Source organism: Paractinoplanes polyasparticus, from assembly GCF_019710575.1.
Taxonomy (GTDB): Bacteria; Actinomycetota; Actinomycetes; order Mycobacteriales; family Micromonosporaceae; genus Actinoplanes; species Actinoplanes polyasparticus.
Window position 1 is genome coordinate 26,134 of record NZ_JAHWFK010000043.1, and the last position, 13,459, is coordinate 39,592.

General features: G+C 70.8%; 11 protein-coding genes and 1 pseudogene. 2 read left to right on the top strand and 10 right to left on the bottom strand.

The window, feature by feature from the left end; translation table 11 throughout:
- Position 1 precedes the first annotated feature (1 nt).
- Positions 2-1,561 (bottom strand): amidophosphoribosyltransferase, encoded by a 1,560-nt coding sequence (gene purF / locus KXC43_RS36660; protein ID WP_221380822.1) that lies wholly within the window; start codon positions 1,559-1,561, stop codon positions 2-4.
- An 82-nt stretch (positions 1,562-1,643) separates the two neighbouring features.
- On the bottom strand, positions 1,644-2,015 hold the full coding sequence (locus tag KXC43_RS36665) for a sterol carrier family protein (RefSeq protein WP_253242468.1): 372 nt from the start codon (positions 2,013-2,015) through the stop codon (positions 1,644-1,646).
- A gap of 157 nt (positions 2,016-2,172) precedes the next feature.
- Here KXC43_RS36665 and KXC43_RS36670 point away from each other — a divergent pair, with 157 nt between their 5' ends.
- The gene (locus tag KXC43_RS36670) at positions 2,173-4,110 is read left to right on the top strand and encodes a carboxypeptidase-like regulatory domain-containing protein (RefSeq protein WP_221380823.1); all 1,938 of its coding nucleotides are present in this window, start codon (positions 2,173-2,175) and stop codon (positions 4,108-4,110) included.
- Positions 4,111-4,181: 71 nt separating this feature from the next.
- Here KXC43_RS36670 and purL read toward each other — a convergent pair whose 3' ends face one another.
- From purL to KXC43_RS36700, 6 genes are all read right to left on the bottom strand, one after another.
- Positions 4,182-6,743, bottom strand: coding sequence for a phosphoribosylformylglycinamidine synthase subunit PurL (purL, locus tag KXC43_RS36675; protein WP_221380824.1), 2,562 nt, complete (start codon positions 6,741-6,743; stop codon positions 4,182-4,184).
- Complete coding sequence (purQ, locus tag KXC43_RS36680) at positions 6,743-7,447, bottom strand: phosphoribosylformylglycinamidine synthase subunit PurQ (RefSeq protein WP_221380859.1); 705 nt, start codon at positions 7,445-7,447, stop codon at positions 6,743-6,745. The genes purL and purQ overlap by 1 nt, the downstream gene beginning before the upstream one ends.
- Positions 7,444-7,701: a phosphoribosylformylglycinamidine synthase subunit PurS gene (gene purS / locus KXC43_RS36685; protein WP_221380825.1), complete on the bottom strand. Its 258-nt coding sequence runs from the start codon at positions 7,699-7,701 to the stop codon at positions 7,444-7,446. Before purS ends, purQ begins: the two co-directional genes overlap by 4 nt.
- Before the next feature lie 335 nt (positions 7,702-8,036).
- On the bottom strand, positions 8,037-9,458 hold the full coding sequence (purB, locus tag KXC43_RS36690) for an adenylosuccinate lyase (protein WP_221380826.1): 1,422 nt from the start codon (positions 9,456-9,458) through the stop codon (positions 8,037-8,039).
- A complete protein-coding gene (locus tag KXC43_RS36695; protein ID WP_221380827.1) occupies positions 9,455-10,759 on the bottom strand; it encodes an MFS transporter in 1,305 nt (434 codons plus the stop codon). Before KXC43_RS36695 ends, purB begins: the two co-directional genes overlap by 4 nt.
- On the bottom strand, positions 10,759-11,286 hold the full coding sequence (locus tag KXC43_RS36700; RefSeq protein WP_255645469.1) for an ArsR/SmtB family transcription factor: 528 nt from the start codon (positions 11,284-11,286) through the stop codon (positions 10,759-10,761). The genes KXC43_RS36695 and KXC43_RS36700 overlap by 1 nt, the downstream gene beginning before the upstream one ends.
- Positions 11,287-11,415: 129 nt before the next feature.
- Between KXC43_RS36700 and KXC43_RS36705 the strand changes: the two genes are divergently transcribed.
- The gene (locus tag KXC43_RS36705) at positions 11,416-11,868 is read left to right on the top strand and encodes an SCP2 sterol-binding domain-containing protein (RefSeq protein ID WP_221380828.1); all 453 of its coding nucleotides are present in this window, start codon (positions 11,416-11,418) and stop codon (positions 11,866-11,868) included.
- A gap of 3 nt (positions 11,869-11,871) precedes the next feature.
- Here KXC43_RS36705 and KXC43_RS36710 read toward each other — a convergent pair.
- Positions 11,872-12,048: pseudogene (locus KXC43_RS36710) on the bottom strand (response regulator transcription factor); the annotation flags it as partial.
- Positions 12,049-12,126: 78 nt separating this feature from the next.
- Positions 12,127-13,368 (bottom strand): phosphoribosylamine--glycine ligase, encoded by a 1,242-nt coding sequence (purD, locus tag KXC43_RS36715; RefSeq protein WP_221380829.1) that lies wholly within the window; start codon positions 13,366-13,368, stop codon positions 12,127-12,129.
- Positions 13,369-13,459 lie beyond the last annotated feature (91 nt).

Genomic DNA, 13,459 nt, shown 5'->3' on the forward strand with positions numbered 1-13,459 from the left:
GTCACGCGCCGCCGCCCTGGCCGGCCAGCTCACGCACGTCGTACTCGGTCTCGAGCTCGGCGACGGCCGCGGTGGCGGCCTCGTCGGTGGCCGACGGCATCGAGGCCCGCTTGCCGACGCCCTCGAGCAGGTGCTTGCCGATCAGGTTGCCCGCCGGCAGCTCGATCGGATAGTGCCCGTCGAAGCAGGCCATGCACAGTCGCGTCTTCGGCTGCTCGGTCGCCTGCACCAGCCCGTCCAGGGAAACATAACCCAGGGAGTCGGCGCCGATCGAGCGGCGGATGCCCTCGTTGTCGAGCCCGTTGGCCAGCAGCTCGGCCCGGGTGGCGAAGTCGATGCCGTAGAAGCACGGCCACTTCACCGGCGGCGACGAGATGCGCACGTGCACCTCGAGCGCCCCGGCCTCGCGCAACATGCGCACCAGGGCTCGCTGGGTGTTGCCGCGGACGATCGAGTCGTCGACCACGACGAGGCGCTTGCCCCGCACGACCTCGCGCAGCGGGTTGAGCTTGAGCCGGATGCCGAGCTGACGGATCGTCTGCGACGGCTGGATGAAGGTGCGGCCGACGTACGCGTTCTTGGTCAGGCCCGCACTGAAGGTGATGCCGGAGGCCTCGGCGTAGCCGATGGCAGCCGGGGTGCCCGACTCGGGCACCGGGATGACCAGGTCGGCCTCGACCGGGTGTTCCCTGGCCAGCACACGGCCGATCTCGACGCGGGCCGAATACATGTTGCGGCCGGCGATCGTGGTGTCGGGACGCGCGAGATAGACGTACTCGAAGAGGCAGCCCTTGGGCTCGGGTGCGGCGAACCGGGTGGACCGCAGGCCGTGCTCGTCGACCGCGATCATCTCGCCCGGCTCGACCTCACGGACGAAGCTCGCGCCGACGATGTCGAGGGCGGCCGTCTCACTGGCGACCACCCAGCCCCGCTCCATGCGGCCGAGCACCAGGGGGCGAACGCCCTGTGCGTCGCGCGCGGCATAGAGCGTGGTCTCGTCCATGAAGACGAAGCTGAAGGCTCCCCGCAGCCCCGGCAGCACCTCGAGCGCCGCACCCTCGACCGACAGGTCGGGACGGCTGGCCAGCAGCGTGGTGACCAGGGAGGTGTCGGAGGTGGCGCTGTCGACCTCGAGGCCCCGCTCGGCGACCTCACGGGCCAGCTCGGCGGTGTTGACCAGGTTGCCGTTGTGGGCCAGCGCGATCGTCGTGCCGGCCGTGGTGGCCCGGATCGTCGGCTGGGCATTCTCCCAGTTCGAGCCGCCGGTGGTGGAGTAGCGCGTGTGCCCGATCGCGAGGTGGCCGCGCAGGCTGGCCAGCGTGGGCTCGTCGAAGACCTGCGACACCAGGCCGAGGTCCTTGTAGACCACCACGCCCGAGCCGTCACTCACCGCGATGCCCGCCGCCTCCTGGCCGCGGTGCTGCAGAGCGAAGAGCCCGAAGTAGGTGAGTTTCGCGACCTCTTCCTCGGGAGCCCAGACGCCGAAGACGCCACAGGCATCCTGGGGGCCACGCTCCTGGGGGTCGAGATCGTCGGTCAACCGGCCGTCGCCTCGGGGCACCTGTAGCTCCCTCATGCTCATGTGCTCGTAACTGCCGTCCGACCGACCAGTGTACGCGAGCCGATGGGCGCCGACCTCGCTGCTAATCGGCCTCGCGACCAGTTAACGGAAGGTATTCGGTCAGATCCGTGCGGATACCGCTGGCCCGCAGGCGTCCGTCACGCACCGCATCGGCCCAGGTCATACGCTGCGTGGCGACGAGCAGCCAGGTGATGGGATCCGCTTCGACCACATTGGGCGGTGTGCCGCGGGTGTGCCTGGGACCAGGAACACACTGAATAGCACCGAAAGGCGGAATCCGGACCTCCACCGATCGGCCAGGGGCCTTCCTGGACAGCTCCGCCAGGAGCGCTCGCACAGCGTCACGCTGCACAGATCTCTCGGGTTCGACGCCTCGGTCCAGCGCGTCCAACGCTTCTTTCACGGACTCGGATTTATTGTGCGCAGGGGACACGTCGGGACGATACGACTCGCTTCAGCGAGATTGGTACGCGGCCCTGGGTCGCGCGATGGACGTGTGACAAGGCATAGTGGCCGACGGTGTTTTAGTCGCGGGATGTAACCGGCCACCCTTGAACGGCCGGGAGGACCGTGCGACCGGAAGGCGGTGGATGGTGAGAACGCACCTACGAGCCCGGGCGACCCAGGCCGGTGCGTTACTGGCGGTGGTGCTCGGCGGTATCTTCGTCGCCCCCGCGGTGGCGTTGGCCGACCCGCCGAACGTAGAGATTACCGACCTGCAGACCGAGGTGCTCTCGGGCGGCCGGCTGACCATGCAGTTCCAGGTCGCCGAAGGCAACGGCAGCCAGGTCCCGGTCCCCGCGAACATCACCGTCAACGGCGGCGGCATGGAATGCCGGGGCGGCGACTGCAGCCGGCGCACCACGGTCGACGGCAACGGGCGCCCGTTCTCCGTGCAACTCACCGCACCCAATGTCAACGCCGGTGAGACGCGCCAGGTTACGGTCGAGATCACGGCGAATGTCCAGGGCGAGCAGCCGGGCCGGGCCAGCCAGCAGATCACGATCAAGGGCCCGGACCGTCCGCAGTCCGTGCGCCAGGTCTCGGGCCGCGTCAAGGACCAGGACGGCAAGTCGATCGCGGGCGCCACCGTCGGCATGCAGGACAGCGCCGGCAGTGTCTTCCAGGGCACCTCCGACGGCTCGGGTCAGTATTCCTTCCGGTCCACCGACAGCAAGCCGATCTCGCCCGGCCGCATCTCCATCGGCGCCGGCAAGAACGGCTTCGAAGAGGCCACGGTCCAGCGTGAGGCCCAGGCCGACCAGAACCTGACCGTCTCGCTGACGCTGAAGTCGACCGCCCCCGCGACGCCCTCCCCGACTCCGACTCCGAGCCCGTCGGCCACCAGCGCCGCCCCCACCGAAGAGGTGAGCGAGCAGGCGACGCCCGAGGAGACGGCGACCGAGCAGGCGACCGACCAGGCCGCGTCCACCGAGGACGACGGCGGGTCGATGCTCTACATCATCATCGGCGTTCTGCTGGTCGCGGCCGGCATCGGCGCGATCGTGCTGGTCGTTCTGCGCCGCCGGAACAGCGCCGACAACGGCGGTGACGACGACGACCCGACCGGCCTCTCCGGCTCGGGCGGCGTGGTGCCGCCGAGCCGCGGCGGCTTCACCGACGCAACCCGGGTCGGCGCGCCGGTCGGTGGCGGGCGCAACGACGCCACCATGATCGCCCCGGCGCCGCGTTCGGCGGCCATGGCGGACGCCCCGACCATGATCCACCGCCCCGTGCCCGCGGTCGAGGACGAGTTCCCCGACCCCTACGGCGTTCCGCTGCCGCAGCAGGGCGGCTACGCCGGTGCGGCCGCCGGCGGGTGGGACCAGGGCGGCAACCAGTACGGCGCCGGCACCCAGCAGTACGGCGCGGGGACCCAGCCGTACGACGGCGGCGCTCAGCCGCCGTACGGCGAGGCGACCTCGTACGGCCGCCCGCCGGAGGACAACGGTTACGCCGGCGGCGCCCAGCAGGGCGGCGGCTACGGAGCGTACGGCGAAGCTACCGGCATGTACCGGCCCGAGGCCGACGACGGCGGCTACGGCAACCAGCCGTACGGCGGCACCAACCAGTACGGCACCGGCCAGTACGGCGCGGAGCCGGTTGGTGGCTACCCGGCCGGCGGTTACGGACAGGAACCGGCCGAGCAGGGCGGCTACGGATCGTGGGGGGCTGCGGGCGACGGCCTCGACAACAACGGCTACGGCCCTCAGGGCGGCGGCCAGCCGTACGGCGGCGGTCAGACCGGCCCGTACGGCGGCACCCAGCCGTACGGCGGCGACCCGGCCAGTGACCCGGCCAGTGACCCGGCCGGCGGCGCACCCGCCGGTCAGCCGTACGGCGGCGGTTACGACCAGGGCTACCAGGCCGGCCAGCCGGGCGGCTACGACCAGGGCTACCAGCCGGGCGGCGGCTACGACGACCGCGGCGGCTACGACGACCAGTACGGCAACCAGCCGGGCGGGCACGACCAGCGCGGCGGACGTCCGGAGGCGCCGGCCCCGCGGCGCGGCAACCACGACTACTGAGTCACGGCAACACAACAAGAAAGCCGGCCAGCGAATTCGCTGGCCGGCTTCTTTGTGCCTGACTGCCGGGGTCAGGAAGCGTCGTCGTTGGGCGACGGCTCCTTGACCTCGGCCACGGCGGCGGCTGGAATGCCGTCCGCCTCGATCGGGGCCGCCGACTCCATGGCCGCGCCGGCCGCCGCGGTGACCAGCACGTCGTCACCCCGGTCGGGGCTCGCGGGTGCGGTCGGGTCGGCCGCGTGCTCCGGGTCGCCGTGCCGGTTGGCCAGCTCGGCGGCGCCACCGAACAATCGCGGCAGCGTGCCCTCGTGGGCCTCGCGAGCCTCGTCGAGCGGCAGGCTGAACTGGTCGCGCACCTCGAGCACGGGCTCGGCCGAGGTGATGCCGATCGGGGTGCACGGGATGCCGAACTCGGCGGCCAGGCCCGCGAACGCCTTGTCGTGCCCGCGCGGCACGGCGACCAGCACACGACCGGCCGACTCGCTGAAGAGCTGCACGAAGGCGTCGGCCGGCAACGTGACCTGAGCGCCCACGTTGTAGCGCAGGCAGCTCTCGACCAGAGCCTGGGAGAGACCGCCGTCCGACAGGTCGTGGGCCGCGCTGACCAGTCCGGTCCGCGAGGCCCGGGCCATCAGCTGGGCCAGCCTGCGTTCGTGCTCGAGGTCGACCTTGGGCGGCCGGCCGCCGAGGTGGCCGTGGGTGACCCACGCCCACTCCGACCCGGAAAGCTCGGTCGTCGTCTCGCCGAGCAGGAAGAGCAGGTCGCCGTCGCCGGTCGGGGTCTTGAAGCCCATCGGGATGCGCCGGGCGACGTCGTCGAACAGGCCCAGCACGCCGACCACCGGGGTGGGGTGGATCGCGGCGGCGCCGGTCTGGTTGTAGAAGCTGACGTTGCCGCCGGTCACCGGGGTGCCCAGTTGCTGGCAGCCGTCGGCCAGACCGCGTACGGCCTCGGCGAACTGCCACATCACGGCCGGGTCCTCCGGCGAGCCGAAGTTCAGGCAGTCGGTGACGGCGATCGGCTCGGCGCCGGTGACGCCGACGTTCCGGTACGCCTCGGCCAGTGCGAGCCGGGCACCCTCGTACGGGTCGAGGCGCGCGAAGCGGCCGTTGCCGTCGACCGACAGCGCGACACCGAGGCCGGTCCGCTCGTCGATGCGCAGCACGCCCGAGTCTTCCGGCTGAGCCAGCACGGTGTTGCCGAGCACGTAGCGGTCGTACTGCTCGGTGACCCAGGTCTTGTCGCACAGGTTCGGTGAGGCGATCATGCGCAGCACCGTCTCGCGCAGCTCGTCGCCGGTCGTGGGCCGGGGCAGCGTCTCCGCCTTGTCGGCCTGAAGCAGTATGAGGTCGGCCGGCTCACGGATCGGGCGCGCGTAGACCGGGCCGTCGTCGGCGAGCGAGCCCGGCGGCACGTCCACCACGACGTGGTCATTCCAGCTGATCACCAGGCGGCCCGGCGAACCGTCCTCGCCGGCCGGGGTGACCTCGCCGATCGCGGTGGCCCAGACGCCCCACTTCTCGGCCACGCCGAGCACGGCCGCGAGGTTTTCCGGCGTGACGATCAGGAGCATGCGCTCCTGCGACTCGCTGGCCAGGATCTCGGTCGGCGACATGGACGCCTCACGCAGCGGCACCCGCTCGAGCCACACCCGCATGCCGGTGCCGGCAGCGGCTGCGGTCTCGGTGAGTGCGCAGGTCAGGCCGGCGCCGCCGAGGTCCTGGATGCCCGCCACGAGGCCGGCGTCGTAGAGCTCGAGGCAGCTCTCGATCAGCAGCTTCTCCATGAACGGGTCGCCGACCTGCACCGACGGGCGGCGCTGTTCGGCTCCCTCGTCGAAGGTGGCCGAAGCCAGGACGGAGACGCCGCCGATGCCGTCGCGACCGGTGCGGGCACCGAGCAGCACGACGATGTTGCCGACGCCAGCAGCCTCTTTGTGCTGCAGGCGCTCGACCGGCAGCACGCCGATGCTGAGCGCGTTGACCAGCGGGTTGCCCTGATAGGTGGGGTCGAAGACGATCTCGCCGCCGATGTTGGGCAGGCCCAGGCAGTTGCCGTAACCGCCGATGCCGGCGACCACGCCGGGCAGCACCCGAGCGGTGTCGGGGTGGTCGGCCGCGCCGAAGCGCAGCGGGTCCATCACCGCGATCGGGCGAGCGCCCATGGCGAGGATGTCGCGCACGATGCCGCCCACACCGGTGGCCGCGCCCTGATAGGGCTCGACGAAGCTGGGGTGGTTGTGCGACTCGACCTTGAAGGTGACGGCGATCTCGTCGGAGATCTGGACGACGCCCGCGTTCTCGCCGATGCCGGCCAGCATGCGGGTGCCACGCGGCGCCTTGTCACCGAACTGGCGCAGGTGCACCTTGCTCGACTTGTAGGAGCAGTGCTCGCTCCACATGATCGAGTACATGGCGAGCTCGGAGGCGGTGGGCCGGCGGCCGAGGATCTGCCGGATCCGGTCGTACTCGTCGTCCTTGAGGCCCAGCTCGGTGTGCGGCTGAAGCTCATCGGGCGTGGTGTTGGCTCGCTGAACGGTGTCCGGCCCGCCGTCGAACTCGTTGACCAGCACGTCGGTCGCCGCAAAGCCCGTCTGCTTCGGCGGGGCGGACGTGTCCGGCTGCGTCGTCATTACTGGTGTCCCCCTGCGTTCACTCCCGCTGACCCGGCCAGGGCCCGCAGGACAGAAGTGAAGAAACCGAGGCCGTCGAGGGACGGACCGGTCAGCGCCTCCACCGCGTGTTCCGGATGCGGCATGATGCCGACGACGTTGCCGGCCTCGTTGGTGATCGCGGCGATGTCGCGCTGCGAACCGTTCGGGTTTCCGCGGATGTAGCGCGCGACCACGCGGCCCTCGGCCTCGAGCTGGTCGAGCGTGCGCTCGTCGGCGACGTAACAGCCCTCGCCGTTCTTCACCGGGATCAGGATCTCTTGTCCCGCGGTGAAGGAGTTGGTCCAGGCGGTGTTCGTCGAATCGACGCGCAGGAACTGGTCGCGGTTGCGGAAGTGCAGGTGCTGGTTCCGGGTCAGCGCGCCGGGAAGCAGGTGCGCCTCGCAGAGGATCTGGAAGCCGTTGCAGATGCCGAGCACCGGCAGCCCGCCCCGGGCCGCGTCGATGATCGAGTCCATCGCGGGGGCGAACCGGGCGATGGCGCCGCACCGCAAGGCGTCGCCGTAGGAGAAGCCGCCAGGCAGGACCACGGCGTCGACGCCGTGCAGGTCGGAATCGCCGTGCCAGAGGCGGACGACGTCGGCGCCGGCGATACGCGCGGCACGGGCCGCGTCCCCGTCGTCGAGCGAACCCGGGAAGGTGACCACACCGATGCGCATGGTCAGGCGACCTCCGCCGTGGCGTCCTCGTGGACGTGGATGGTGAAGTCTTCGATCACCGGGTTGGCGAGCAGCTTGTCGGCGATCTCGCGAGCCCGATCCAGGTCGGGCGCACCGGCGAACTCGATCTCGATCCGCCGGCCGATGCGGACGGACGAGACATCGGTGACGCCGAGCCTGGGCAGCGCATTCGCGACCGCCTGGCCCTGCGGATCGAGGATCTCCGGCTTGAGCATGACGTCGACCACGACGCGAGCCACGGGCACTCCTGACTGATAGGTGTAAGCACGTTGAGCCTACCTTGCGAACCACGTCACGGAATTCTCGGCCGGTGTCGCGCACGCGACGCCGGGGCCGCTGAGCAGCCAACTCCCGGGTGATCTCTGCCACCGCTCGATCAAAACTTCAAGCACTGGCGGGTCATCACACGGTGATAGGGGCCAACTGGATTGTTGGCGGCCGGAACGACCGGCCTTACGGTCGGCTCATCGATCTCCATCAGACCGGGCGGTGGTCGCCCCACTGCCGGCCGGCTCAGGATTCCGCCGGGGCGCGGCGTGACTCTTGTCTCCGCCGTGCCCCAGCGGCACAGCCCTTACAGAATCGGCGCCGGCGCGTACTTCGCGGCGTCCGGGTGCGCCGCGACGATCGTGGCGACCCGGTCGGCCACGGCCCGCACCTGCGAGGGGGCGGCGCCCACGAAGGCGGCGCGGTCGGCGACCAGCGTGTCGATCTCGGCGCGGGTCAGGGCGAGGCGGCCGTCGGCGGCGAGCCGGTCGAACAGGTCGTTGACCGTGGCGCCCTTCTCGCGCATGGCCAGCGCGACCGCGACGGCGTGCTCCTTGATCACCTCGTGGGCGACCTCACGGCCGACGCCCTTGCGCACGGCCGCGACCAGGATCTTGGTCGTCGCCAGGAACGGCAGGAACCGGTCGAGCTCACGGGCGATCACCGCGGGGTAGGCGCCGAACTCGTCGAGCACCGTGAGAAATGTCTGGAACAGGCCGTCGGTGGCGAAGAACGCGTCCGGCAGGGCGACCCGGCGGACCACCGAGCAGGAGACGTCGCCCTCGTTCCACTGGTCGCCGGCCAGTTCGCCGACCATCGACAGGTAGCCGCGGACGATCACGGCGAGCCCGTTGACCCGCTCGGACGAGCGCGTGTTCATCTTGTGCGGCATCGCCGACGAGCCGACCTGGCCCGGCTTGAAGCCCTCGGTCACCAGTTCCTGGCCGACCATCAGGCGGATCGTGGTGGCCAGCGAGGACGGACCGGCGACGATCTGGGCGAGCGCGGAGACCACGTCGAAGTCGAGTGAGCGCGGGTAGACCTGGCCGACGCTGCTGAGGACGCGCTCGAAGCCCAGGTGGCCGGCGACGCGCTGCTCGAGGGAGCCGAGCGCGTCGAAGTCACCGTCGAGCAGGTCGAGCTGGTCGGCGGCGGTGCCGACCGGGCCCTTGATGCCCCGCAGCGGGTACCGGGCGATCAGGTCGTCGAGACGCTCGTACGCGATGAGTAGCTCTTCGGCCGCCGAGGCGAACCGCTTGCCGAGCGTGGTCGCCTGCGCGGCGACGTTGTGCGAGCGGCCGGTCATTACCAGGTCGGAGTACTCGACTGCGCGCTCGGTGAGCCGGGCCAGCGCGGCGATCACGCGGGACCGGATCAGCTCGAGCGACGCCCTGATCTGGAGCTGCTCCACGTTCTCGGTCAGGTCGCGCGAGGTCATTCCCTTGTGGATCTGCTCGAAGCCGGCGAGCGCGCTGAACTCTTCGATGCGGGCCTTCACATCGTGCCGGGTCACCCGCTCGCGGGCCGCGATCGAGCCCAGGTCGACCTGGTCGAGCACCGACTCGTAGGCCTCGACGGCGCCCTCGGGCACGGCCACACCGAGGTCGCGCTGAGCCTTGAGCACGGCCAGCCAGAGCCGGCGTTCCATGCGGATCTTTTCCTCCGGCGACCACAGGGACACCAGGTCGGTCGAGGCGTAACGAGCGGCGAGGACGTTCGGGATGGTCACGGCACCGATTGTTTCACGGCACCGGTTTCGGGCTCCGGCAGCTTGTGCTGCAAGGTGCGAACGTCCCGGCTCGACAGCATGAAGATCACCGAGAGCGTCATCAGCACGGTGGCGCCGATCAGCGTCGTCTCGATCCCCACGACGTGGGCGAACGGGCCCACCGCCATCTCGCCGATCGGGATGGCGACAAAAGAGCCGACCATGTCGTACGAGTAAACGCGGGCCAGCTTGTCGGCCGGGATGTGCTCCTGCATGGTCGTCTCCCACGCGATGCCGAACTGCTCCACCATCAGGCCCGCCACCAGCGCGCCACCGATGAGCAGCCACAGGTGCGGATAGACGCCGAGGATCAGCACCGGAATCGACATGAACAACGTGCTGAACACGCCGAAGAGCAGCATCCGCCGCATCCGCAGACGCATCGCCAGCAGGGCGCCGACGATCATTCCGAGGGTCTCGGCCGCCAGAACCAGGCCCCAGGCCCGGCGCCCGATCGTGTCATCGGCGACGACCGGCCCGAGCACGAAGAGCGAGCCGCTCCAGGCCGCGTTGAGCACGCAGAAGCCGGCCACCACGACCCACAGCCAGGTGCGCGAGCGGAACTCCGACCACCCCGTGCGCAGGTCGGCGAAGATGTTGGGGCGGGACGGCTCGACGGCCGCCTCGCCCGGGGTCTTCTCGTCGCCGATGACGCCGGGCGCGGGCTCGGCCTCGGGCGCCGGCGGCACTCGCAGAAAGGCGAAGAGCAGGGCGCTGACCAGGAAGGTGGCGGCGTCGACAGCGATGCCCCAGCCCGGGTTGGTCGCGGCCACCACCACGCCGGCGAGCGGGGCGCCCAGCACGGCAGCCGAGTTGAGCGCCACCCGGTTGAGCCCGTTGGCCTGCTGGCGGATCTCGGCCGGAACGATCTGCGGCAGGATCGACGACGTCGCGGGCAGAGCGAGCGCGCCGACCATGCCGTTGAGCGCCGAGATGGCGATGAGTAGTGGAATCGTGGCCGTGCCGGTGAGCACCAGGGTGGCGACGATCGCCTGCGTGACGAAGGCGGCCAGGCTGGCCCCGACCATCAGCAGATGTTTGGGCAGGCGGTCGGCGAGCACCCCGCCGAAGAGCAGGAAGATGACGTTGACCAGGGTGCGGGCCCCGACCACCAACCCCAGGTCGGTGGCCGAGCCGGTCAGGTCGAGGACGGCGAAGGCGAGCGCGATCGGCGCGAACGAGTTCCCCAGCGCGTTGATCGTGCGACCGCCGATGAGCAGGCGGAAAGCGGGGATGCGAAAGGGCGCCAAGGCGGTGCTCATCAGGACTCCATCTCGAACATCGCGACTGTCGTGCTGGTGCGGATGGTGCCGGGTGTGTGCGGCGGCTGGGCCGCATCGTGCAACTCGCGCAGCACGCCGGCGATCGTGTTGTGCAACTCGCGCCATCTAACGGGATCGATCCAGAACTCGCCGTCCCCCAGCAGAGCCGGCGCGGGCGGTCCGCCCGCCGCCGACCAACGGCCCTGCGCGACGCGCCGGATGAGCTCGTGGCCGAGCGCGGTGTAGAGCGCCTCCTTCCCGTCTGCGGACTCGGGCGCACGGTCGCGAGCGGGATCGTATCGATAGCGCTTGGCGATGCCGCCCCGGATTTTCTCCTCGCCGGCGGCCTCGACGACGCCGGCCGAGTGCAGGTTGCGCAGGTGGTAGCTCGCGTTGGCGTGGGTGAGCCCGAGTTCGCGGGCCACCTCGGCCGCGGTGAGCGGGGTGCTGGTGAGCAACGACAGAATGCGAAGGCGAACCGGGTGGGCCATCGCCCGGAGCGCGGCCCCCTCATCTCCCAAAGGCATGTTGGGGAGTCTAGGGCGCGGCATGCCGACTGTCCAATGATTGTTGGGGAGTGGCACACTGCACGGCAAGCGGCTTTGCCGTTAAAGTTACCGACGAGTAGGTCGACTCAGCCTGAAAGGTCTCCACCGATGACTGATTTCAACCCGGACTCGCTCGCCGATATCGGGCCGAAGGAGTTCGCACAGCTCGTCAAGGCGACGCCGGACGCCAAGCTGGCCGAGGTGATGGCCGGCGACTCGCGCGCCAAGATCCTCGACGAGGTCTTCAACCGGATGCCCACCCTGTTCCGCCCCGAGAAGGCCGGCAACACCACTGCGGTCATCCACTGGATCATCACCGGCGGCGCGGGCGGCGCGAGCGACACGTACGAGACGGTGATCGAGAACGGCGCCTGCACGGTCACCAACCAGCCGGTCCGTGAGCCCAAGCTGGCCATGACCATGGACCCGGTGACGTTCCTCAAGGTCGTCTCGGGCGACGGCAACCCGATGATGATGTTCATGACCGGCAAGATCAAGGCCAAGGGCGACCTGGGCCTGGCGGCCAACGTGGCCAAGCTCTTCGACATCCCGAAGGGCTGACGCTCAGAGCAGTCCGTTCTCGCGGGCGTACAGCGCAGCCTGGGTGCGGTCCCGCAGTCCGAGCCGGCCGAGGATGTGCGACACGTGGTTCTTGACGGTGCCCTCGCTGACGAAGAGCTGCGCCGCGATCTCGCGGTTGGTCGCACCTCGGGCCACTCGCCGTAGCACCTCGATCTCCCGGCCGGTGAGGCTCCACCGGTCGGGAGGCGCGCTGGTCGGCTCGGCCGGCGTGCTCTGGCTCTCGGTCGATTTGTTCCGCTACAGAGAGATGCGGCCCTCGACCGCGCCCAGCGCGATGTCCCGGCGGAACTGAGAGCCGTCGAGGCGCACGCTGTCGACCAGGGTGTAGGCCGCGTCGCGGGCCGAGGCCAGGTCGGGGCCGGTGGCGGTCACGCTCAGGACGCGGCCGCCGGCCGAGATCAGGGCGCCGTCGTCGCGGCGGGCCGTGCCGGCGTGGATGACGCCGGGCACCTCGGCGCCCTCGATCACGTCGCCGGTCCGCGGAGTGCCGGGATAGTTCCGGCTGGCCACCACGACGGTGATCGCCGCGCCGTCGAGCCAGCGCAGCGGCGGGAACTGGGCCAGGGCGCCGGTGGCGGCCGCGTTCAACAATCCGGCCAGCGGCGTCTCGAGCAGCGCCAGCACGACCTGGGTCTCGGGGTCGCCGAAGCGGGCGTTGAACTCGATGACCTTGGGGCCGTCGGGGGTCAGGGCGAGCCCGACGTAGAGCAGCCCGGTGAACGGGGTGCCGCGGCGGCGCATCTCGGCCAGCGTCGGCTCCACGGTCTCGGCCAGCACGCGCGGCACCAGGTCGGCCGGCGCCCAGGTGAGCGGGGCGTACGCGCCCATGCCGCCCGTGTTGGGGCCCTCGTCGCCGTCGGCCAGGCGCTTGAAGTCCTGGGCCGGCATCAGCGGGACGGCCGCCGTGCCGTCGGTGACCACGAACAGCGAGACCTCGGGGCCGGGCAGGTATTCCTCGATCACGACCCGGCCGCACTCGGCCGCGTGCCGCTCGGCCTGGTCGCGGTCGTCGGTCACCACCACACCCTTGCCCGCGGCGAGCCCGTCGTTCTTGACCACGTACGGGACGCCGAGGTCGTCGAGCGCCCGCCCGACCTGCTCCGGCGAGGTGCACGCGTACGACCGGGCGGTGGGCACGCCGGCCGCGGCCATCACCTCCTTGGCGAACTGCTTCGACCCCTCGAGCTGGGCCGCCGCCGCACTCGGGCCGAAGCAGGCGATGCCCTTGGCCCGCACGGCGTCGGCCACCCCGGCCACCAGCGGCGCCTCGGGCCCGACGACGACCAGGTCGGCGGCGAGCTCGACGGCGAGCGCCGCCACGGCGGCCGGATCGGTCGCCTTCACCTCGTGCAACTCGGCGACCTGGGCGATGCCGGGGTTGCCGGGGGCGGCGGCGAGGAAGTCGACGGAGGGGTCGGCAGCGAGGCCGACGGCGAGGGCATGCTCGCGCCCGCCGGAACCGATCAGAAGTACGCGCACGACCGGCGATCCTACCGGCGGGCCGCTTCCCCACGTCGCACAGCAGGGCAGTCGCGTAAACTTCGGCAGTACCCGGACCTCTGCCGAGTAC